The organism is Rhodanobacter sp. LX-99 (genome assembly GCF_018599185.1).
Taxonomy (GTDB): Bacteria; Pseudomonadota; Gammaproteobacteria; order Xanthomonadales; family Rhodanobacteraceae; genus Rhodanobacter.
Genome location: NZ_JAHFVL010000001.1, coordinates 855,508 through 877,568, shown reverse-complemented (window position 1 = coordinate 877,568; position 22,061 = coordinate 855,508). Strand labels below are relative to the sequence as shown.

18 protein-coding genes and 3 tRNA genes are annotated in these 22,061 nt (G+C 63.8%); all 21 read left to right on the top strand.

All coding sequences use genetic code 11. The features are described 5' to 3' along the window. Positions 1-41: 41 nt before the first annotated feature. The 21 genes from KK131_RS04285 to rplB all read left to right on the top strand — a co-directional run bounded on the left by KK131_RS04285 (position 42) and on the right by rplB (position 22,051). A tRNA-Gly gene (locus KK131_RS04285) sits at positions 42-115 on the top strand. 123 nt (positions 116-238) lie between these two features. Continuing rightward, positions 239-314: transfer RNA gene (locus tag KK131_RS04280), tRNA-Thr, on the top strand. A gap of 77 nt (positions 315-391) precedes the next feature. Next, positions 392-1,582 carry an elongation factor Tu gene (gene tuf, locus KK131_RS04275; protein WP_214555451.1) on the top strand — a complete coding sequence of 397 codons (1,191 nt, stop codon included), beginning with the start codon at positions 392-394 and terminating at the stop codon, positions 1,580-1,582. A 104-nt stretch (positions 1,583-1,686) separates the two neighbouring features. Beyond that, positions 1,687-1,762, top strand: a tRNA-Trp gene (locus KK131_RS04270). A gap of 81 nt (positions 1,763-1,843) precedes the next feature. After that, on the top strand, positions 1,844-2,239 hold the full coding sequence (secE, locus tag KK131_RS04265; RefSeq protein ID WP_214555459.1) for a preprotein translocase subunit SecE: 396 nt from the start codon (positions 1,844-1,846) through the stop codon (positions 2,237-2,239). 7 nt (positions 2,240-2,246) lie between these two features. Beyond that, positions 2,247-2,807 (top strand): transcription termination/antitermination protein NusG, encoded by a 561-nt coding sequence (nusG, locus tag KK131_RS04260; protein ID WP_214555458.1) that lies wholly within the window; start codon positions 2,247-2,249, stop codon positions 2,805-2,807. A 219-nt stretch (positions 2,808-3,026) separates the two neighbouring features. Continuing rightward, positions 3,027-3,455 carry a 50S ribosomal protein L11 gene (gene rplK / locus KK131_RS04255; RefSeq protein WP_007514532.1) on the top strand — a complete coding sequence of 143 codons (429 nt, stop codon included), beginning with the start codon at positions 3,027-3,029 and terminating at the stop codon, positions 3,453-3,455. 3 nt (positions 3,456-3,458) lie between these two features. After that, complete coding sequence (rplA, locus tag KK131_RS04250; protein ID WP_214555457.1) at positions 3,459-4,166, top strand: 50S ribosomal protein L1; 708 nt, start codon at positions 3,459-3,461, stop codon at positions 4,164-4,166. 347 nt (positions 4,167-4,513) lie between these two features. After that, complete coding sequence (gene rplJ / locus KK131_RS04245; RefSeq protein ID WP_214555456.1) at positions 4,514-5,047, top strand: 50S ribosomal protein L10; 534 nt, start codon at positions 4,514-4,516, stop codon at positions 5,045-5,047. 48 nt (positions 5,048-5,095) lie between these two features. Next, positions 5,096-5,464 (top strand): 50S ribosomal protein L7/L12, encoded by a 369-nt coding sequence (gene rplL, locus KK131_RS04240; RefSeq protein ID WP_214555455.1) that lies wholly within the window; start codon positions 5,096-5,098, stop codon positions 5,462-5,464. Between the two features lie 265 nt (positions 5,465-5,729). After that, complete coding sequence (gene rpoB, locus KK131_RS04235; RefSeq protein ID WP_214555454.1) at positions 5,730-9,890, top strand: DNA-directed RNA polymerase subunit beta; 4,161 nt, start codon at positions 5,730-5,732, stop codon at positions 9,888-9,890. Positions 9,891-9,915: 25 nt separating this feature from the next. Then, the gene (gene rpoC / locus KK131_RS04230; RefSeq protein ID WP_214555453.1) at positions 9,916-14,130 is read left to right on the top strand and encodes a DNA-directed RNA polymerase subunit beta'; all 4,215 of its coding nucleotides are present in this window, start codon (positions 9,916-9,918) and stop codon (positions 14,128-14,130) included. Positions 14,131-14,307: 177 nt separating this feature from the next. Beyond that, on the top strand, positions 14,308-14,682 hold the full coding sequence (gene rpsL / locus KK131_RS04225) for a 30S ribosomal protein S12 (protein ID WP_056386848.1): 375 nt from the start codon (positions 14,308-14,310) through the stop codon (positions 14,680-14,682). A gap of 68 nt (positions 14,683-14,750) precedes the next feature. Further along, on the top strand, positions 14,751-15,218 hold the full coding sequence (rpsG, locus tag KK131_RS04220) for a 30S ribosomal protein S7 (RefSeq protein WP_007514548.1): 468 nt from the start codon (positions 14,751-14,753) through the stop codon (positions 15,216-15,218). A gap of 247 nt (positions 15,219-15,465) precedes the next feature. Then, entirely contained in the window at positions 15,466-17,583 is a 2,118-nt protein-coding gene (gene fusA, locus KK131_RS04215; RefSeq protein ID WP_214555452.1) for an elongation factor G, read from the top strand. 112 nt (positions 17,584-17,695) lie between these two features. Continuing rightward, positions 17,696-18,886 (top strand): elongation factor Tu, encoded by a 1,191-nt coding sequence (gene tuf / locus KK131_RS04210; protein WP_214555451.1) that lies wholly within the window; start codon positions 17,696-17,698, stop codon positions 18,884-18,886. Positions 18,887-19,331: 445 nt separating this feature from the next. Next, the gene (gene rpsJ, locus KK131_RS04205; RefSeq protein ID WP_007082173.1) at positions 19,332-19,643 is read left to right on the top strand and encodes a 30S ribosomal protein S10; all 312 of its coding nucleotides are present in this window, start codon (positions 19,332-19,334) and stop codon (positions 19,641-19,643) included. 20 nt (positions 19,644-19,663) lie between these two features. Continuing rightward, on the top strand, positions 19,664-20,305 hold the full coding sequence (gene rplC / locus KK131_RS04200) for a 50S ribosomal protein L3 (RefSeq protein WP_056386844.1): 642 nt from the start codon (positions 19,664-19,666) through the stop codon (positions 20,303-20,305). 11 nt (positions 20,306-20,316) lie between these two features. Further along, the gene (rplD, locus tag KK131_RS04195) at positions 20,317-20,919 is read left to right on the top strand and encodes a 50S ribosomal protein L4 (RefSeq protein ID WP_214555450.1); all 603 of its coding nucleotides are present in this window, start codon (positions 20,317-20,319) and stop codon (positions 20,917-20,919) included. Further along, a complete protein-coding gene (gene rplW / locus KK131_RS04190) occupies positions 20,916-21,209 on the top strand; it encodes a 50S ribosomal protein L23 (RefSeq protein ID WP_056386840.1) in 294 nt (97 codons plus the stop codon). Before rplD ends, rplW begins: the two co-directional genes overlap by 4 nt. Positions 21,210-21,226: 17 nt before the next feature. Continuing rightward, positions 21,227-22,051, top strand: a complete 825-nt coding sequence (gene rplB, locus KK131_RS04185) for a 50S ribosomal protein L2 (RefSeq protein WP_007808200.1) — start codon at positions 21,227-21,229, stop codon at positions 22,049-22,051. The last annotated feature ends 10 nt before the right edge of the window (positions 22,052-22,061 follow it).

Sequence of the window (22,061 nt, the reverse complement as noted above, 5' to 3'; positions counted from 1 at the left end):
CGACGCGCAAGTGGCGCGGCCGGCATAGAGTTCCGCACAGGGCGGGAGTAGTTCAATGGTAGAACATCAGTTTTCCAAACTGATTACGCGGGTTCGATTCCCGCCTTCCGCTCCATTGCCCTGCAACTGCCAAGCGCTGCCGATCGAAGCGGTTGCCACCTAGGATCGACGCTTTTTTGAATTGTCCAGCATGGATGCCGGTTTGTTCTTTGCCATCATGGAGGATGGCTAAAACTTTGCTCATGTAGCTCAGTCGGTAGAGCACTTCCTTGGTAAGGAAGAGGTCACAGGTTCGATTCCTGTCATGAGCACCACATCATTCGGCCGTCATGGCCAGCCCCGAAACGGGCGGGTTCCTTCAATTCATTGACTCCATCGGGGTTTAGCGCGCATGGCAAAGGGTAAATTCGAACGCACCAAGCCGCATGTCAACGTCGGCACGATTGGTCACGTGGATCACGGCAAGACGACGCTGACGGCGGCGCTGACGAAGGTCGGAGCGGAGCGCTTCGGTGGCGAGTTCAAGGATTACAGCGCGATCGACGCGGCGCCGGAAGAGAAGGCTCGCGGCATCACGATCTCGACGGCGCACGTGGAATACGAGTCGCCGATCCGCCACTACGCGCACGTGGACTGCCCGGGCCATGCGGACTATGTGAAGAACATGATCACGGGTGCGGCGCAGATGGACGGCGCGATCCTGGTGTGCTCGGCCGCGGATGGCCCGATGCCGCAGACGCGCGAGCACATTCTGCTGTCGCGCCAGGTGGGCGTGCCGTACATCGTGGTGTTCCTGAACAAGGCGGACATGGTCGACGACGCCGAGCTGCTCGAGCTGGTCGAGATGGAAGTGCGCGAGCTGCTGAGCAAGTACGACTTCCCGGGCGACGACACGCCGATCATCCACGGTTCGGCGCTGAAGGCGCTGGAAGGGGATCAGAGCGAGATCGGCGTGCCGGCGATCATCAAGCTGGTGGACGCGCTGGACAGCTACATTCCGGAGCCGGTGCGCGCGATCGACAAGCCGTTCCTGATGCCGGTGGAAGACGTGTTCTCGATCTCGGGCCGCGGCACGGTGGTGACCGGCCGTATCGAGCGCGGCATCATCAAGGTGGGCGACGAAATCGAAGTGGTCGGCATCCGCGACACGCAGAAGACGACCGTCACCGGCGTGGAGATGTTCCGCAAGCTGCTGGACCAGGGCCAGGCGGGCGACAACGCCGGTCTGCTGCTGCGCGGCCTGAAGCGTGACGACGTGGAGCGCGGCCAGGTGCTGGCCAAGCCGGGCACGATCACCCCGCATACGGACTTCGAGGCCGAGGTGTATGTGCTGTCGAAGGACGAGGGTGGCCGTCATACGCCGTTCTTCAAGGGCTACCGCCCGCAGTTCTACTTCCGCACGACGGACGTGACGGGCGCCGTGACCCTGCCGGAAGGCGTGGAGATGGTGATGCCGGGCGACAACGTGAAGATGGTGGTGAGCCTGATTCACCCGATCGCGATGGACGAAGGCCTGCGTTTCGCCATCCGCGAAGGCGGCCGTACCGTCGGCGCCGGTGTGGTGGCCAAGGTCATCAAGTAATATATAGCGGGATTCGGGATTCGGGATTCGGGATTCGAAAGGGCAAGCTTCACGCCGTTTCGCTTTTCACGAATCCCGAATCTCGAATCCCGATTCCCGTTCATACGCCAGTAGCTCAATTGGCAGAGCAGCGGTCTCCAAAACCGCAGGTTGGGGGTTCAAGTCCCTCCTGGCGTGCCACTTCCCCGAGGATCGAGACGGGTGACGATGGCAAGGTCGGCCGCAAGGCACGGCATGCTGCTGACACCCGGTCACTAGTGCATGAATACCAAGGCAGAACAGTCCAAGGGCACGAACGCCGCCGACATCGGCAAGCTGGTACTGGCGGGTCTGGTGCTGGCTGGCGGTATCTTCGCCTATTCCTGGTTCGGCCGGGACGGCAGCATTTCCTCGTCGGTACGCCTGCTGGGCGTGCTGGCCGCGATGGTGGTTGCGCTGGCGATCGCCGCGTTCACCGCGCTGGGCCGGCGGGTGCGGAACTTCATCGCCGAGTCGCAGTTCGAAATGCGCAAGGTGGTCTGGCCGACCCGTGACGAGACGATCAAGACGACCGGCATCATCATCGTGGTGGTGATCGTCCTGTCGCTGCTGCTGGGTCTGATCGACCTGATCCTGAAGTCGGTCATTCTCGACTGGCTGCTGAAGCTGGGTGGCTGAGGTGAGCATGAGCAAGCGTTGGTACGTGGTGCACGCCTATTCGGGCTTCGAGAACCAGGTGAAGCGTTCCCTCGAGGAGCGCATCAAGCGCGCCGCGATGGAGGAGAAGTTCGGCGAAGTGCTGGTGCCGACCGAGGAAGTGATCGAGATGCGCGGCGGCCAGAAGCGCCGCAGCGAGCGCAAGTTCTTCCCGGGCTACGTGCTGGTGCAGATCGAGACGAATACCGAGGGCAAGTCGCCCCGGATCGACGACGAATGCTGGCATCTGATCAAGGAAACCCCGAAGGTGATGGGTTTCATCGGCGGCACTGCCGACCGCCCGCTGCCGATCCGCGACAGCGAGGCCGAGGCGATCCTCAGCCGCGTGCGCGAAGGCGTCGAGAAGCCCCGTCCCAAGGTGCTGTTCGAGCCGGGCGAGATGGTGCGCGTCACCGAAGGCCCGTTCAACGATTTCAACGGCGTGGTCGAGGAAGTCAACTACGAGAAGAGCCGCCTGCGCGTCGCGGTGTTGATCTTCGGTCGTTCGACCCCCGTGGAACTGGAGTTCGGTCAGGTCGAGAAGGCCTGAGCGGGCTATTTCGGCCGGGGCGACCCGGCTACCGATCCGGCGACCTTGGCACGGGGCTTGCTGACGATCCAGTAAATCTCTATACTGCGCGGTTCACGCGGGGTCTTTTTGGCCCGGCGTGTCCGCGTTTTGGATCTGCACGAGGCAGATCTTCCCTCCATCCATGGAACGGTGAACAGCGAGGAGCCGCAAGGCGCCTGGACTCGCGAGGAAAATCCAATGGCAAAGAAAGTTGTCGGTTACATCAAGCTGCAGGTCAAGGCCGGCCAGGCCAACCCGTCGCCGCCGGTGGGCCCCGCCCTCGGTCAGCGCGGCCTGAACATCATGGAATTCTGCAAGGCGTTCAATGCCGCCACGCAGAAGCTGGAGCCGGGTCTGCCGATCCCGACCATCATCACCGCGTACTCCGACCGCAGCTTCACCTTCATCACCAAGACTCCGCCCGCCACCATCCTTCTGAAGAAGGCCACCGGTGTCGCCAAGGGCTCGCAGAAGCCGAATACCGACAAGGTCGGCAAGGTCACCCGCAAGCAGCTGGAAGATATTGCGAAGCAGAAGGAGCCGGACCTGACGGCTGCCGACCTTGACGCCGCGGTGCGCACCATTGCCGGTAGCGCCCGCAGCATGGGCCTGACGGTGGAGGGCTAAGACATGGCAAAGCTCACGAAGCGTATGAAGGCCGCGCAGGCCGCGGTGCAGCCGGGCAAGTTCTACGCCCTGGAAGAGGCCCTGAAGATCGTCAAGGACAACGCCAAGGCGAAGTTCGCCGAGTCGGTGGACGTGGCCGTGCGCCTCGGCATCGACGCGAAGAAGTCGGACCAGGGCGTGCGTGGCTCCTCGCTGCTGCCGCATGGCACCGGCAAGACCGTCAAGGTCGCCGTGTTCTGCCCGCCGGGCGAGAAGGCCGAAGCCGCCAAGGCCGCCGGTGCCGACGCCGTCGGCATGGACGACCTGGCCGAGCGCATGCAGGCCGGTGATCTCGACTTCGGCCGCGTGATCGCCACGCCGGACGCGATGCGCGTGGTCGGCAAGCTGGGCCAGTTGCTCGGCCCGCGCGGCCTGATGCCGAACCCGAAGGACGGTTCGGTCACCGCCGACGTCGCCACCGCGGTCAAGAACGCCAAGGCCGGCCAGGTGAAGTTCCGCAACGACAAGGCGGGCATCATCCACGCCACCATCGGCAAGGCCAGCTTCGAGGCCGCCCAGCTGGCGGACAACCTCAACGCACTGATCGCCGACCTGCTGAAGGCCAAGCCGGCCACGGCGAAGGGCCAGTTCCTGCAGAAGGTGGCGTTGTCCAGCACGATGGGCGTCGGCGTTGCCGTCGATACCTCGTCGCTGGCCATCTCCGCGAAGTAAGACTCAAGCCCCGCTCGACGCTTTGTCGATGCGGGCAGTTTTTGAGGGTAGCCCCGGTTCTTCGCATGAAGGTCGGGGCCGCTGTCAAAGACCGCAGGCGCGTTCAGCGCGCGACGACGACGGGCAGGGAGCTCGTGCAAGGCAGGGAATCGCCGTCGCCGCCAGCGGGATCGCTTAATCGGGTTTCTCGCAAATCCGGCCTGCGCAGATGGTGCTGCCCCTTCTGGAATCGTTCGACTTCTGGAAAGGCCAACACCCGGGACCACCGCGTCCCCGACGTCACGGATGGCGTCGCCCAGGACCGCAAGCGGCAGGAGCCGTAAGCGGAGTTCATTTGGAGGAGTGCAATGGCTCTCAATCTGTCTCAGAAGCAAGAAGTAGTCGCCGAACTGGCAGAAGTTGCCGCGAAGGCTCACTCCCTGGTCGCTGCCGAGTATGCGGGCACCACGGTCGAACAGATGACCGCGATGCGCAAGAAGGCCCGCGAATCCGGCGTGTACTTGAGGGTTGTCAAGAACACGCTGGCGTCGCGCGCCGTGGCCGGTACCGAATTCGAGGTCGTCAAGGACGCCCTGGTCGGTCCGCTGCTGTACGCATTCTCGACGGAAGAACCCGGCGCTGCCGGGCGTCTGATCAAGGAATTCGCCAAGGGCAACGACAAGCTGAAGGCGAAAATCGTCTCGGTGGAAGGCAAGCTGCTGCCGGCTGCGCACGTCGACGTGCTGGCCGCGTTGCCGACCCGCGAACAGGCGCTGGCCATGCTGGCCCGCGTGCTGGCCGAACCGGCCACGATGTTCGCCCGCGTCGTCAAGGCCGTGGCCGACAAGCAGGGTGGTGGCGAAGTCGCCGCCGAAGCCCCGGTCGAAGCCGAACCCGCCTAAGTTCAACGTCTCACAAACCGAATCGAATCAATTCCAGAGGTAAATCAAATGTCCCTGACCAACGAACAGATCGTTGAAGCCGTCGCCGCCAAGTCGCTCATGGAAGTGATGGACCTGGTGAAGGCCATCGAAGAGAAGTTTGGCGTGACCGCCGCTGCCCCGGTTGCCGTGGCCGGCCCGGCCGCTGCTGCCCCGGTTGCCGAAGCGCAGACCGAGTTCGACGTCGTCCTGAAGACCGCCGGCGCCAAGAAGGTCGACGTGATCAAGGCTGTCCGCGCGATCACCGGCCTGGGCCTGAAGGAAGCCAAGGACCTCACCGAGGCCGGTGGCGTCCTGAAGGAAGGCGTGTCGAAGGAAGATGCCGAGAAGTTCAAGAAGGAACTCGAAGCTGCCGGCGCCACGGTCGAACTGAAGTAATCGGCGCCCTTGCGCGTCGTCAGTTTGATCTAGCGTCAAGCAAGCCTGGGGGCGCGAGCCCCCGGGCTTTGCCTGCTTTTGGTGGGAATGGGGAATGGAGAATAGGGAATCGTCAGCAGCACCGGCCTTCGGGCCTTGACCGATTCCCTATTCTCGATTCCCAAATCCCTGGCCGGATGGCCTTGGCCATCCGGCAAAGAAAGTCTTTTTCATTCAGCCGGTGTGTGCACCACCGGCGTCACTGCGAACCGAGGCGCTACCGATCATGGCCTACTCGTTTACCGAGAAGAAACGCATCCGCAAGGACTTTGGCAAGCGTCCGCCCGTACTGGGCGTGCCGAACCTGCTGACCATCCAGACTGATTCCTACCGGGAGTTCCTGCAGGAGCACGTCGCGCCGAAACAGCGCGGCGAGAAGGGTTTGCATGCCGCGTTGAAGTCGGTGTTCCCGATCTCCAGCTATTCGGGCAATGCAGCGCTTGAATACGTCGACTACCGCCTCGGCGAGCCGGCCTTCGACGAGCGCGAGTGCCGCAACCGCGGCATGACCTACGGCGCGCCGCTGCGCACCACCGTGCGCCTGGTCATCTACGACAAGGACAGCCCGGCCTCGAAGAAGGTGGTCAAGTACATCAAGGAGCAGGAGGTCTACATGGGCGAGATTCCGCTCATGACCGACACCGGCACCTTCATCATCAACGGTACCGAGCGCGTGATCGTCTCGCAGCTGCATCGTTCGCCGGGCGTGTTCTTCGACCACGACCGCGGCAAGACGCACAGCTCGGGCAAGCTGCTGTTCTCGGCCCGCGTGATCCCCTACCGCGGTTCCTGGCTGGACTTCGAGTTCGACCCGAAGGACGCGCTGTTCACCCGCATCGACCGCCGCCGCAAGCTGCCGGTGACGGTGCTGCTGCGCGCGCTCGGCTACAGCAACGAGGAGATGCTGGGCATCTTCTTCGAGCACAACGTGTTCCACCTGGGCAAGAAGGGCGGCACCACGCTGGAGCTGGTCGCCGAGCGCCTGCGCGGCGAGACGCTGAGCTTCGACCTGGCGATCGGCGGCAAGGTGCTGGTGGAGGCCGGCAAGCGCATCACCGCGCGCCACGTGCGCCAGCTGGCGGCCGAGAACATCACCGCGCTGGAAGTGCCGGACGACTACCCGGTCGGCCGCATCGTGGCGACCGACATCGTCGACGCGAAGACCGGCGAACTGCTGGCCTCGGCGAACGACGAGATCACCGCCGAGCAGCTGGAGAACTTCCGCAAGGCCGGCATCGAGATCGTGCCGACGCTGTACGTCAACGACCTCGACCGCGGCGCCTACATCTCGCACACCCTGCGCATCGACAACACCAAGACGCCGCTGGAGGCGCTGGTGGAAATCTATCGCATGATGCGCCCGGGCGAGCCGCCGACCAAGGATGCCGCGCAGAACCTGTTCTTCAACCTGTTCTTCACCTTCGACCGCTACGACCTGTCGAGCGTGGGCCGGATGAAGTTCAACCGCCGCGTGGGCCGCAAGGAAATTCTCGGCCCGGGCGTGCTGTACGACCACAAGTACTTCAGCGAGCGCAAGGAAGACGCGTCGCAGGCGATGGTCAAGGAACTGGGCGAAAGCTCCGACATCCTCGACGTGCTGAAGGTACTGATCGACATCAAGAACGGCCACGGCACCGTCGACGACATCGACCACCTGGGCAACCGTCGCGTGCGTTCGGTCGGCGAGATGGCCGAGAACACCTTCCGCATCGGCCTGGTGCGCGTCGAGCGCGCGGTGCGCGAGCGCCTGTCGCTGGCCGAGGCCGATGGCCTGACCCCGCAGGACCTGATCAACGCCAAGCCGGTCGCGGCCGCGGTGAAGGAGTTCTTCGGCTCCTCGCAGCTGTCCCAGTTCATGGACCAGAACAACCCGCTGTCGGAAGTGACGCACAAGCGCCGCGTCTCCGCGCTCGGGCCGGGCGGCCTGACCCGCGAACGCGCCGGCTTCGAAGTGCGCGACGTGCACCCGACCCATTACGGCCGCGTCTGCACCATCGAAACGCCGGAAGGCCCGAACATCGGCCTGATCAACTCGCTGGCCGTGTACGCCCGCACCAACTCGTACGGCTTCCTCGAGACGCCTTACCGCAAGGTGGCGAACAGCAAGGTCACCGACAAGGTCGACTACCTGTCGGCGATCGAGGAGGGCGACCACGTGATCGCGCAGGCGAACTCGCCGCTGGACAAGCACGGCGCGTTCCTGGAGGACTTCGTGTCCTGCCGTTTCCGCGGCGAATCCGAGCTGCGTCCGGCGTCCGAGGTCGACTACATGGACGTCTCGCCGATGCAGACCGTGTCGGTCGCGGCGGCACTGGTGCCGTTCCTTGAGCACGATGACGCGAACCGCGCCCTGATGGGCGCGAACATGCAGCGCCAGGCCGTACCGACGCTGCGTTCGCAGACTCCGCTGGTGGGTACCGGCATCGAGCGCGCGGTGGCGCGCGACTCCGGCGTCATCGTCAGCGCCAAGCGCGGCGGCGTGATCGACCAGGTCGACGCGGCGCGTATCGTGGTGCGCGTGAACGAGGAAGAGGTCGGCGACAACGACGCCGGCGTCGACATCTACACGCTGACCAAGTACACCCGCTCCAACCAGAACACCAACCTCAACCAGCGCCCGCTGGTGAACGTCGGTGACGTGGTGGCGAAGGGCGACACGCTGGCCGACGGTTCGTCGACCGACCTGGGCGAGCTCGCGCTCGGCCAGAACATGCTGATCGCGTTCATGCCGTGGAACGGCTACAACTTCGAAGACTCGATCCTGCTGTCCGAGCGCGTCGTGCAGGAAGACCGCTACACCTCGATCCACATCGAGGAGCTGTCCTGCATCGCGCGCGACACCAAGCTGGGCGCCGAGGAAATCACCGCCGACATCCCGAACGTGGGCGAGCAGGCGCTGGCGCGGCTGGACGAGAGCGGCATCGTCTATATCGGCGCCGAGGTGAAGGCCGGCGACATCATGGTCGGCAAGGTCACGCCGAAGGGCGAGAGCCAACTGACCCCGGAAGAGAAGCTGCTGCGCGCGATCTTCGGCGAGAAGGCGTCGGACGTGAAGGACTCGTCCTTGCGCGTGCCGCCGGGCATGGACGGCACCGTCATCGACGTGCAGGTGTTCACCCGCGACGGTATCGAGAAGGACAAGCGCGCCAAGCAGATCGAGGAAACCGAGGTCAAGCGGGTCCGCAAGGATCTGGACGACCAGTTCCGCATCCTCGAAGGCGCGATCTACAGCCGCATGCGTACCCAGCTGGTCGGCAAGTCCGCGATGAGCGGTCCGGGCGGCCTGAAGCGCGGCGCCGAAATCACGGATGCTTATCTGGACGGCCTGAAGAAGGACGACTGGTTCAAGATCAACGTCAAGGACGAGGAAGTCACCGAGTTCCTCGAGCGCGCGGCCGATCAGGTCAAGCGCCACAAGGAGGAGTTCGACAAGCGCTTCAAGGAGAAGCAGGGCAAGATCACCCAGGGCGACGACCTGGCACCGGGCGTGCTGAAGATGGTCAAGGTGTTCCTGGCCGTGAAGCGCCGCATCCAGCCGGGCGACAAGATGGCCGGCCGCCACGGCAACAAGGGCGTGGTGTCGAACGTGGTGCCGGTGGAGGACATGCCGTACTCCGCCGACGGCGTGCCGGTCGACATCGTGCTGAATCCGCTGGGCGTGCCGTCGCGCATGAACATCGGGCAGATCCTGGAAGTGCATCTGGGCTGGGCCGCCAAGGGCCTGGGCAAGAAGATCCAGAAGATGCTCGAAGCGCAGGAGAAGGTGGCCAAGATCCGCGAGTTCCTCGACCAGATCTACAACAACCACGTCGCCGGCGCGGTGCAGCACGTCGATCTGAAGTCGCTCACCGACAAGGAAATCTTCGCGCTCGCCAGCAACCTGCAGGAAGGCGTGCCGATGGCGACGCCGGTGTTCGACGGTGCGGAAGAGACCGAGATCAAGGCGATGCTGAGGCTGGCGGATCTGCCCGAGTCGGGCCAGACCACGCTGTACGATGGCCGCACCGGCGAGGCGTTCGATCGCCCGGTCACCGTCGGCTACATGCATTACCTGAAGCTCAACCACCTGGTCGACGACAAGATGCATGCGCGCTCCACCGGTCCGTACTCGCTGGTCACCCAGCAGCCGCTGGGCGGCAAGGCGCAGTTCGGCGGCCAGCGCTTCGGCGAGATGGAAGTGTGGGCGCTGGAAGCCTACGGCGCGGCCTACACCCTGCAGGAAATGCTGACGGTGAAGTCCGACGACGTGCAGGGCCGCAACCAGATGTACAAGAACATTGTCGACGGCAACCACGAAATGTCCGCGGGCATGCCGGAGTCCTTCAACGTGCTGGTGAAGGAAATCCGCTCGCTCGCCATCGACATCGATCTGGAAGAGATCAAGTGATCCGCGCAGTCACCGGAGATTTCGAATGAAAGACCTGCTCAATCTGTTCAACCAGCAGCGCGCGACGCCGGATTTCGACGCGATCAAGATCGCGCTCGCGTCGCCGGAGCTGATCCGCTCGTGGTCGTACGGCGAAGTGAAGAAGCCGGAAACCATCAACTACCGCACCTTCAAGCCGGAGCGTGACGGCCTGTTCTGCGCCGCGATCTTCGGACCGGTGAAGGACTACGAGTGCCTGTGCGGCAAGTACAAGCGCATGAAGCATCGCGGCGTGGTCTGCGAGAAGTGCGGTACCGAGGTCACCCTGGCCAAGGTGCGCCGCGAGCGCATGGGCCACATCGAGCTGGCCAGCCCGACCGCGCACATCTGGTTCCTCAAGTCGCTGCCCTCGCGCATCGGCCTGATGCTGGACATGACCCTGCGCGACATCGAGCGCATCCTGTACTTCGAGGCCTTCGTGGTGATCGATCCGGGCATGACCGCGCTCGAGCGCGGCCAGCTGCTCAGCGAAGACCAGTACCTGGAAGCGACCGAAGAACACGGCGACGAGTTCGACGCGCGGATGGGCGCCGAGGCGGTGTTCCACCTGCTGAAGTCGCTCGACCTGCCGGGCGAAGTCATCCGCCTGAAGGAAGAGATCGCCTCCACCAATTCCGAGACCAAGCTGAAGCGGCTGACCAAGCGCGTGAAGCTGATCGAGGCGTTCCTGGAATCCGGCAACAAGCCGGAGTGGATGGTGCTGACCGTTCTTCCCGTGCTGCCGCCGGACCTGCGCCCGCTGGTGCCGCTGGACGGTGGCCGCTTCGCCACTTCCGATCTGAATGACCTGTACCGTCGCGTCATCAACCGCAACAACCGCCTGAAGCGGCTGCTCGAGCTCAATGCGCCGGACATCATCGTGCGCAACGAGAAGCGCATGCTGCAGGAATCGGTCGACGCGCTGCTCGACAACGGCCGTCGCGGCCGTGCCATCACCGGTACCAACAAGCGCGCGCTGAAGTCGCTCGCCGACATGATCAAGGGCAAGCAGGGCCGCTTCCGCCAGAACCTGCTCGGCAAGCGCGTGGACTACTCCGGTCGCTCGGTGATCGTGGTCGGTCCGACCCTGCGTCTGCACCAGTGCGGCCTGCCCAAGAAGATGGCGCTGGAGCTGTTCAAACCGTTCATCTTCGCCAAGCTGCAGGCGCGTGGCGAAGCCACCACCATCAAGGCGGCGAAGAAGCTGGTCGAACGCGAGGAAGGCCAGGTGTGGGACATCCTCGAAGAGGTGATCCGCGAGCATCCGGTGCTGCTGAACCGTGCGCCGACGCTGCACCGCCTCGGTATCCAGGCGTTCGAACCCAAGCTGATCGAAGGCAAGGCGATCCAGCTGCATCCGCTCGTGTGTACCGCGTTCAACGCCGACTTCGACGGCGACCAGATGGCCGTCCATGTGCCGCTGTCGATCGAGGCGCAGCTGGAAGCGCGCACGCTGATGATGTCGTCCAACAACATCCTCAGCCCCGCCAACGGCGAGCCGATCATCGTGCCGACCCAGGACGTGGTGCTGGGCCTGTACTACATGACCCGCGAGCTGATCAACGTCAAGGGCACCGGCATGGTGTTCTCCGGCATCGCCGAGGCGCGTCGCGCCTATGACAACCGCGCGGTCGAGCTGCACGCCAAGGTCAAGGTGCGCCTGAAGCAGGTGCATCTGGCCGAGGACGGCACCCGCACCAGCGAGACGAAGCTGGTCGAGACCACGGTGGGTCGTGCGCTGCTGGCCGAGATCCTGCCCGAGGGCCTGCCCTTCGTGCTGGCCAACACCGAGTTGACCAAGAAGAACATCTCGCGCCTGATCAACTCCAGCTACCGTCTGCTGGGACTGAAGGAAACCGTGGTGTTCGCCGACAAGCTGATGTACACCGGCTATCGTTTCGCGACCCGCGCGGGCATCTCGATCGGCATCGACGACATGCTGATCCCGGCCGAGAAGAAGACCATTCTTGACGAAGCCGAGAAGGAAGTCGTCGAGATCCAGCAGCAGTACCAGTCGGGCCTGGTCACCGCCGGCGAGCGCTACAACAAGGTGGTCGACATCTGGTCGCGCACCAGCGAGCTGGTGGCCAAGGCGATGATCGACGGCATCGGTACCGAGAAGGTCATCGACGCCGACGGCAAGGCGGTCAACCAGAAGTCGATGAACTCGCTGTACATCATGGCCGACTCCGGCGCGCGCGGTTCGGTGGCGCAGATCCGTCAGCTGGCCGGCATGCGCGGCCTGATGGCGCGTCCGGACGGCTCGATCATCGAGACCCCGATCAAGGCCAACTTCCGCGAAGGCCTGAACGTGCTGCAGTACTTCAACTCGACCCACGGCGCCCGCAAGGGCCTGGCGGATACTGCGTTGAAGACCGCGAACTCCGGTTACCTGACCCGCCGCCTGGTCGACGTGGCGCAGGACGTGGTCATCACCATGGACGACTGCGGCACCGAGGACGGCATCATCATGCAGCCGATCGTCGAAGGCGGCGACGTGGTCGAGCCGTTGCGCGAGCGCGTGCTGGGCCGCGTGGTGGTCGAGGACGTCTACGCCCCCGGCGACGACGACCTGCCGATCGTGACGCGCGACACTCTGCTCAACGAGGCCCTGGTCGAGAAGCTCGACAAGGCCGGCGTGCAGATCATCAAGGTGCGTTCGCCGATCACCTGCGAAGCCGCGCATGGCGTGTGCAAGCTGTGCTACGGCCGCGATCTGGCCCGTGGCCATCTGGTCAACATGGGTGAGGCCGTGGGCGTGGTCGCCGCGCAGTCGATCGGCGAGCCGGGTACCCAGCTCACCATGCGTACGTTCCACATCGGTGGTGCGGCTTCGCGTGCGGCGGCGGTGGACAACGTGACGGTGAAGACCACCGGCTCGCTGAAGTACAACAATCTGAAGTCGGTGCAGCACAAGCAGGGTCACTTGGTCGCGGTGTCGCGTTCGGGCGAACTGAGCGTGATCGACTCCAGCGGCCGCGAGCGCGAGCGTTACAAGGTGCCGTACGGCGCCACCATCGCGGTCAAGGACGGTGCGCCGGTCAAGCCGGGCCAGACCGTGGCGAACTGGGATCCGCATACCCATCCGATCGTCACCGAGGTGGCCGGCGTGGTGCGCTTCATCGACTTCCTCGATGGCGTCACCGTGCAGAGCCAGACCGACGAACTGACCGGCCTGGAATCGGCGGTGGTCACCGATCCGAAGCGCCGCGGCGCGCAGGCGAAGGACCTGCGTCCGATCGTGCGCCTGGAAGACGCCAAGGGCCGCGAGCTGAAGCTGCCGGGCACCGACATCGCCGCACAGTACTTCCTGCCGGCCGGTGCGATCGTGTCGATCCAGAACGGCGCCGAAGTGGGCGTGGGCGACGTGGTTGCCCGTATCCCGCAGGAAAGCTCGAAGACTCGCGACATCACCGGCGGTCTGCCGCGCGTGGCCGACCTGTTCGAGGCGCGCAAGCCGAAGGAGCCGGCGATCCTGGCCGAGCGCTCCGGCATCATCAGCTTCGGCAAGGACACCAAGGGCAAGCAGCGCCTGGTCATCAAGGACGTCGACGGCAACGAGCACGAGGAGCTGATTCCGAAGTGGCGCCAGGTCATCGTGTTCGAAGGCGAGCATGTGGAGAAGGGCGAAACCGTCGTCGACGGCGAGCCGAGCCCGCATGACATCCTGCGCCTGCTGGGCGTGGAGCCGCTGGCCTCGTACCTGGTCAAGGAAATCCAGGACGTGTATCGCCTGCAGGGCGTGAAGATCAACGACAAGCACATCGAGGCGATCATTCGCCAGATGCTGCGCAAGGTCGAGATCGTCGAGCCGGGCGACAGCCATTACCTGCGTGGCGAGCAGATCGAGCGCGTGCGAATCAACGGCGAGAATGAGCGCGCGATCGCCAAGGGCGAGCGTCCGGCCGAATACCAGTCGATCCTGCTGGGCATCACCAAGGCGTCGCTCGCGACCGAGTCGTTCATCTCGGCCGCATCGTTCCAGGAAACCACCCGCGTCCTTACCGAGGCGGCGGTTCGTGGCACGCGAGATACCTTGCGTGGCCTGAAGGAAAATGTTATCGTCGGACGTCTTATTCCGGCAGGCACGGGCCTGGCGTACCACGCATCGCGTCGTCGCCAAGGCGGTTTGACCGCCACGGAACTGGAGACTCTTTCCAGTTCCGCGCCTGCAGTCTCGTTCGCCGAGGCTCCGGCCGGTAACGAAAACGGTGTCGAGTAAGCCCGTCCGGGGTTTTGCTCGCTGACATACGAAATGAGGTGCAGGGACGCACCTCGTGTTCGGGTCCAGGACGGCTGAGCACTGGCTTGCCTATGGCGGGCTGCTCATGTTAAATTCCCGCTTCTTGGCAGACCGAGCTTATTCGGGCTGCCTTTATGTTTTCAGGAACAGCTTCGCATGACGACAGTCAACCAATTGGTGCGCAAATCCCGCAGCCCCAAGACCTACAAGAGCGGGTCGCCGGCCCTGCAGAGCAGCCCGCAGCGTCGTGGCGTCTGCACGCGCGTTTACACGACCACCCCGAAAAAGCCCAACTCGGCCTTGCGCAAAGTTGCCAAGGTGCGCCTGACCAACGGCTTCGAGATCATCAGCTACATCGGTGGTGAGGGCCACAACCTGCAGGAGCACTCGGTGGTGCTGATCCGCGGCGGTCGCGTCAAGGATCTGCCCGGTGTGCGCTACCACACGGTGCGCGGCAGCCTCGACTGCGCGGGCGTCACCAAGCGGCGTCAGTCGCGCTCGAAGTACGGCGCCAAGCGCCCGAAGAAATAATGTCTGCGGCCCTCGCTGGCCGCTTTACAGGCGGGCAGGAATGTCCGCAAAAATAACGGACAACAAACATGTCGCGTAAAGGTTCACATCCCGCCCGTCTGGTCCTGCCGGATCCCAAACATGGCAGTCAGCTGATCGCCCGCTTCATCAACATGGTGATGAAGAGCGGCAAGAAGTCGGTCGCTGAAAGCATCGTTTACGGTGCCCTGCAGCATATCGGTGAAAAGAATGCCGAGCCGGTGGCTCTGGTCGAGAAGGCGCTGAACAACATCGCTCCGGCGGTCGAGGTGAAGTCCCGCCGTGTCGGTGGCGCCACCTACCAGGTGCCGGTCGAAGTGCGCCCGGGTCGCCGCATGGCGCTGGCGATGCGCTGGGTCATCGACGCGGCCCGCAAGCGTGGCGAGACCTCGATGCCGCGCAAGTTGGCCGCCGAATTGCTGGAGGCCTCCGAAAGCCGCGGTGGTGCTGCCAAGAAGCGCGAAGAAACGCATCGCATGGCCGAAGCCAACAAGGCTTTCTCGCATTATCGTTGGTAAGTGTTTTTTCCTGTGTCGTCATTCGTGGCGGCACAGTACCAGCCCGCCGTCCGTGGCGGAGTCTTGGGATTCAGGCCGTCTTCCTTAAGGCGGCAAGAACAAATCGGCATTCATGCCGAATGTTGATTCAGGCCGTCTTCCCTGACGGCCGAAAGAACACGCCGCCGTCCATGGCGGACTCTTAAATAAGGCGTGGCCCGGACGGCTGCATAGAATCGGGCAGGTAGCCCGGCACAGGTAAATATCAATGGCACGCACCACTCCCATCGAGCGCTATCGCAACTTCGGCATCATGGCTCACATCGATGCCGGCAAGACCACCACCACGGAGCGCATCCTGTTCTACACCGGCGTCAGTCACAAGATTGGCGAGGTGCACGATGGTGCGGCCACGATGGACTGGATGGAGCAGGAGCAGGAGCGCGGCATCACCATCACGTCGGCGGCGACGACGGCGTTCTGGAAAGGCATGGATCGTTCCATGCCAGAGCATCGCTTCAACATCATCGATACCCCGGGACACGTGGACTTCACCATCGAAGTCGAGCGTTCGCTGCGCGTGCTTGACGGCGCGGTGTTCGTGCTGTGCGCGGTCGGCGGCGTGCAGCCGCAGTCCGAGACGGTGTGGCGCCAGGCCAACAAGTACAAGGTTCCGCGCCTTGCCTTCGTCAACAAGATGGACCGTACCGGCGCCAATTTCGACAAGGTGGTCGACCAGCTGAAGGCCCGTCTTGGCGCCCATCCGGTGCCGATGCAGGTGCCGATCGGCGCCGAGGACGGCTTCGAGGGCGTGGTCGACCTGCTCAAGATGAAGGCGGTCATCTGGGACATGGAATCCCAGGGCATGAAGTTCGAGTACCAGGACATCCCTGCGCATCTGGCCGACAAGGCTGCAGAAGCGCACAGCTTCATGGTGGAGTCGGCTGCCGAAGCCACCGAAGAGCTGATGAACAAGTACCTCGAAGGCGGCGACCTCAGCGAAGCCGAGATCATCGCCGGCCTGCGCCAGCGCACGCTCGCGAACGAGATCATCCCGGTGTTCTGCGGTACCGCGTTCAAGAACAAGGGCGTCCAGGCAATGCTCGACGCGGTGGTGCAGCTGCTGCCGTCGCCCGCCGACCGCCCGCCGGTCGCCGGCATCGACGAGAACGATCAGGAAGCCACGCGCAAGGCGGACGACGCCGCGCCGTTCTCAGCGCTCGCGTTCAAGATCATGACCGACCCGTTCGTCGGCTCGCTGACGTTCTTCCGTGTCTACTCGGGCACGCTGAACTCCGGCGATGCCGTGTACAACCCGGTCAAGAGCAAGAAGGAGCGCATCGGCCGCATCCTGCAGATGCACGCGAACGAGCGTCAGGAACTGAAGGAAGTGCATGCGGGCGACATCGCCGCGGCAGTCGGCCTGAAGGACGTGACGACCGGCGACACGCTGTGCGCGCAGGACCACGTCATCACCCTGGAGCGCATGACGTTCCCGGAGCCGGTGATCTCGATGGCGGTCGAGCCGAAGACCAAGTCGGACCAGGAAAAGATGGGCGTCGCCCTCGGCCGTCTGGCCGCGGAAGATCCGTCGTTCCGCGTGCGTACGGACGAAGAGTCGGGTCAGACGATCATCTCGGGCATGGGCGAGTTGCACCTGGACATCCTGGTCGACCGCATGCGTCGCGAGTTCAACGTCGAGGCCAACGTCGGCAAGCCGCAGGTGGCTTATCGCGAGACGATCCGCGCGTCGGACGTCAAGTCGGACTACAAGCATGCCAAGCAGTCAGGCGGCAAGGGCCAGTACGGTCACGTCGTGATCGAGCTGTCGCCGATGACCGAGGCCGATCGCGCCGATCCGAACGTGAAGGATGACTTCCTCTTCATCAACGACATCACCGGCGGCGTGATTCCGAAGGAATTCATCCCGTCGGTCGAAAAGGGCCTGCGCGAGACCATCACCAGCGGTCCGCTGGCCGGCTTCCCGGTTGTCGGCGTCAAGGTGAAGCTGGTGTTCGGCTCGTACCACGACGTCGACTCGTCCGAAATGGCGTTCAAGCTCGCCGCCTCGATGGCGTTCAAGCAAGGTTTCGCGAAGGCGAACCCGGTGCTGCTCGAGCCGATCATGAAGGTCGAAGTGGTGACGCCGGAAGAGTACGTCGGTGACGTCATGGGCGACATGAGCCGTCGCCGCGGCCTGCTCCAGGGCCAGGACGACACGCCGTCGGGCAAGACCATCGATGCGATGGTTCCGCTGGGCGAGATGTTCGGTTATGCAACGACCATCCGTTCGCTGACCCAGGGGCGCGCCACCTTCACGATGGAATTCGACCATTACGCCGAGGCGCCGAACAACATCGCCGAGCAGGTCATGAAGAAGGCCTGACAAGGCCGACTTTTCCACGCTTAATTAGTGCGATCGTTCCTTGGTCGCGAAGATCAGAAAGCGGCCTTCCATGGCCGCACTAATCAACTAGTTCTTTCTAGAGGTCAGAGTCATGGCAAAGGGTAAATTCGAACGCACCAAGCCGCATGTCAACGTCGGCACGATTGGTCACGTGGATCACGGCAAGACGACGCTGACGGCGGCGCTGACGAAGGTCGGAGCGGAGCGCTTCGGTGGCGAGTTCAAGGATTACAGCGCGATCGACGCGGCGCCGGAAGAGAAGGCTCGCGGCATCACGATCTCGACGGCGCACGTGGAATACGAGTCGCCGATCCGCCACTACGCGCACGTGGACTGCCCGGGCCATGCGGACTATGTGAAGAACATGATCACGGGTGCGGCGCAGATGGACGGCGCGATCCTGGTGTGCTCGGCCGCGGATGGCCCGATGCCGCAGACGCGCGAGCACATTCTGCTGTCGCGCCAGGTGGGCGTGCCGTACATCGTGGTGTTCCTGAACAAGGCGGACATGGTCGACGACGCCGAGCTGCTCGAGCTGGTCGAGATGGAAGTGCGCGAGCTGCTGAGCAAGTACGACTTCCCGGGCGACGACACGCCGATCATCCACGGTTCGGCGCTGAAGGCGCTGGAAGGGGATCAGAGCGAGATCGGCGTGCCGGCGATCATCAAGCTGGTGGACGCGCTGGACAGCTACATTCCGGAGCCGGTGCGCGCGATCGACAAGCCGTTCCTGATGCCGGTGGAAGACGTGTTCTCGATCTCGGGCCGCGGCACGGTGGTGACCGGCCGTATCGAGCGCGGCATCATCAAGGTGGGCGACGAAATCGAAGTGGTCGGCATCCGCGACACGCAGAAGACGACCGTCACCGGCGTGGAGATGTTCCGCAAGCTGCTGGACCAGGGCCAGGCGGGCGACAACGCCGGTCTGCTGCTGCGCGGCCTGAAGCGTGACGACGTGGAGCGCGGCCAGGTGCTGGCCAAGCCGGGCACGATCACCCCGCATACGGACTTCGAGGCCGAGGTGTATGTGCTGTCGAAGGACGAGGGTGGCCGTCATACGCCGTTCTTCAAGGGCTACCGCCCGCAGTTCTACTTCCGCACGACGGACGTGACGGGCGCCGTGACCCTGCCGGAAGGCGTGGAGATGGTGATGCCGGGCGACAACGTGAAGATGGTGGTGAGCCTGATTCACCCGATCGCGATGGACGAAGGCCTGCGTTTCGCCATCCGCGAAGGCGGCCGCACCGTCGGCGCCGGCGTGGTGGCCAAGGTCATCAAGTAAGTACGGTTATCCCGGCAGCAAGCTGCCGGGATAACTCCTGCCGTCGATCCGGCCGGTTGGATCGGATAACGCCAGGGAGGCGGCGCGGGCGAATCGCTCGTACCTCTTCACTAATTGCAGATTTACCGGTATACTTCGCAGCTCACTTGTCGGACAGACGCGTTTCTGGTCGACCAACCGCGAAATGAGGCGCAGGACGTGCTTCGAGTTCGCTGGCCGTGGATCGGCCCTCGCAAGTCGACGTGATCACAGGACAAGTCCTGGCGACACGTCCTTTTGCGCGAGATTCGAATTGTGCCAGGCGAGCGGATTGTTGCTCGCCTGGCCTTTTTCAAAGGCATCGCGCAATGAATCGCGCGATGCCGATGTGGTGGCAAAGGGTAGTGCGGGGCGGTGAGAAGCCGCTTCGTTTCACATTACGTTCTTTCGACAACAGGACACGGTTATGGCGAACCAGAAGATTCGGATTCGGCTGAAGGCGTACGATCACCGGCTGATCGACCGCTCGGCCAGCGAGATCGTCGAGACGGCTAAGCGCACGGGTGCCACGGTACTCGGCCCGATTCCGCTTCCGACCAAGATCGAGCGTTACACCATTCTGACGTCGCCGCACGTCGACAAGGATGCACGCGACCAGTACGAGACCCGTACCCACAAGCGTGTGCTCGACATCGTCGACCCGAACGACAAGACCGTGGACGCGCTCATGAAGCTTGATCTCGCCGCTGGCGTCGATGTTCAGATCAAGCTCGGTTGAGCGACAGACAGGATACGAAGATGAGTATCGGATTGGTTGGCCGCAAATGCGGCATGAGCCGACTCTTCACTGAAGATGGCCGCTCGATTCCGGTGACGCTGATTGAAGCGACGCCGAACCGCGTGACCCAGTTGAAGACGGATGATAACGATGGCTACAGCGCCGTCCAGGTTTCTGCGGGCAGCAAGCGCGCGAACCTGTTGACGCAGCCGCTGAAGGGTCATTACGCGAAGGCCAAGGTTGAGCCGGGTCGTGGTTTGTGGGAGTTCCGCGTGTCTGCCGACGATCTCGGCAAGTACACCGTGGGCGCCGAGATCAAGGCGGACGACGTGTTCTCCGTCGGCCAGATCGTCGATGTCGCCGGCGTGTCGAAGGGCAAGGGCTTCCAGGGCACGATCAAGCGCTGGAACTTCAAGATGGGTGACGCCACCCACGGTAACTCGCTGTCGCATCGCGCGCCGGGCTCCATCGGTCAGCGCCAGACGCCGGGTCGCGTGTTTCCGGGCAAGAAGATGGCCGGTCACATGGGTGCCGTGCGCCGTTCGGCGCAGGGCCTGGAAGTGGTCAAGGTCGACGCCGAGCGTCACCTGATTGCGGTGAAGGGCGCGGTACCGGGTGCAACCGGTGGCGACGTCATCATCCGCCCGACGACCAAGGGTTGAGGAGAGTCGCCATGGAATTGAATGTCATTGGCGCCAAGCCGCTCAGCGTGTCGGACGAAGTGTTCGGCGGTGAGTACAAGAAGGCCCTGGTCCATCAAGTCGTGGTTGCCTACCAGGCGGCCGGTCGTGCCGGCACCCAGTCGCAGCTGTCGCGCGGCGAGATGTCCGGTACCACCAAGAAATTCAAGAAGCAGAAGGGCGGCGGTGCCCGCCACGGTGATTACCGTGCGCCGATCTTTGTCGGTGGTGGCCGCACCTTCGCGGCGAAGCCGCGCAGCTACGAGCAGAAGGTCAACCGCAAGGCCTACCGCGTCGCGATCCGCTCGATCTTCTCCGAACTGGTCCGTCAGGGCCGCCTGAAGGTCGTCGAGAGCTTTGGCGTCGAGACGCCGAAGACCTCCGCGATGGTGGCCAAGCTGGCCGAGCTGGAAGTTTCCGGTCGCGTGCTGCTGGTGTCGGAAGACGCCTCCGAGGCGGTGTTCCTGGCCGCCCGCAACATCCCGTATATCCATGTGCTGGACGTGATGGCCCTGAATCCGGTCAGCCTGGTCGGTTCCGATCAGGTGGTGATGACGGTTGAGGCCGTGAAGAAGGTCGAGGAGTGGCTGGCATGAACAACGAACGCATTCTCGACACGCTGCGCGCGCCGCACATCTCCGAGAAATCGGCGCGCCTGGCCGAGCACAACCAGTACGTATTCGTGGTCGCCCCCGCGGCGACCAAGGCCGATGTCCGTGCTGCCGTGGAGAAGCTGTTTGACGTGAAAGTCGAGCAGGTGAACCTCGTCAACACCAAGGGCAAGGTCAAAGCCTTCCGTCAACGCGCTGGCAGCCGCCAGGGCAAGCGCAAGGCCTACGTGCGTCTTGCCGATGGCCAGACCATCGACGTGTCCGCCAAGGCCTGAGCCAGGAGTTCTGTGAGATGGCACTAATCAACCACAAGCCGACCTCGCCGGGTCGTCGCGACGCAGTCAGCGTCAAGACGGAAGGCCTGTACAAGGGCGCGCCGTACGCGGCGTTGACCGAGTCGCAGTCCCGCACCGGCGGTCGCAATCATCATGGTCGCATCACCGTGCGTCATCGCGGTGGCGGTCACAAGCAGCATTACCGCATCATCGACTTCAAGCGTGACAAGGAAGGCATCGCCGCCCGCGTCGAGCGCATCGAATACGATCCGAACCGCACCGCTCATATCGCGCTGCTGTGCTATGCCGACGGCGAGCGCCGTTACATCATCGCGCCGAAGGGCGTGCAGGTGGACGATCGCCTGGTGTCCGGCCGCGATGCGCCGATCAAGGCCGGCAACTGCCTGCAGCTGCGCAACATCCCGATGGGCAGCACGATCCACTGCATTGAATTGCGTCCGGGCAAGGGCGCGCAGATCGCCCGCAGCGCCGGCGCCTCGGTGCAGCTGGTCGCCCGCGAGTCCGGTTATGCCACGCTGCGTCTGCGCTCCGGCGAGATGCGTCGCGTCTCGGTCGATTGCCGCGCCACCATCGGTGAAGTAGGCAACGGCGAGCACAGCTTGAAGAAGCTCGGCAAGGCCGGCGCCAAGCGCTGGCTGGGTATTCGCCCGACCGTTCGCGGCGTGGTGATGAACCCGGTCGACCATCCGCACGGTGGTGGTGAAGGCAAGACTTCTGGCGGTCGTCATCCGGTCAGCCCGTGGGGCACGCCGGCCAAGGGCTACAAGACCCGTAACAACAAGCGCACGCAGCAGTTTATCGTGCGTCGTCGTACCAAGTAACAGGAAGCCG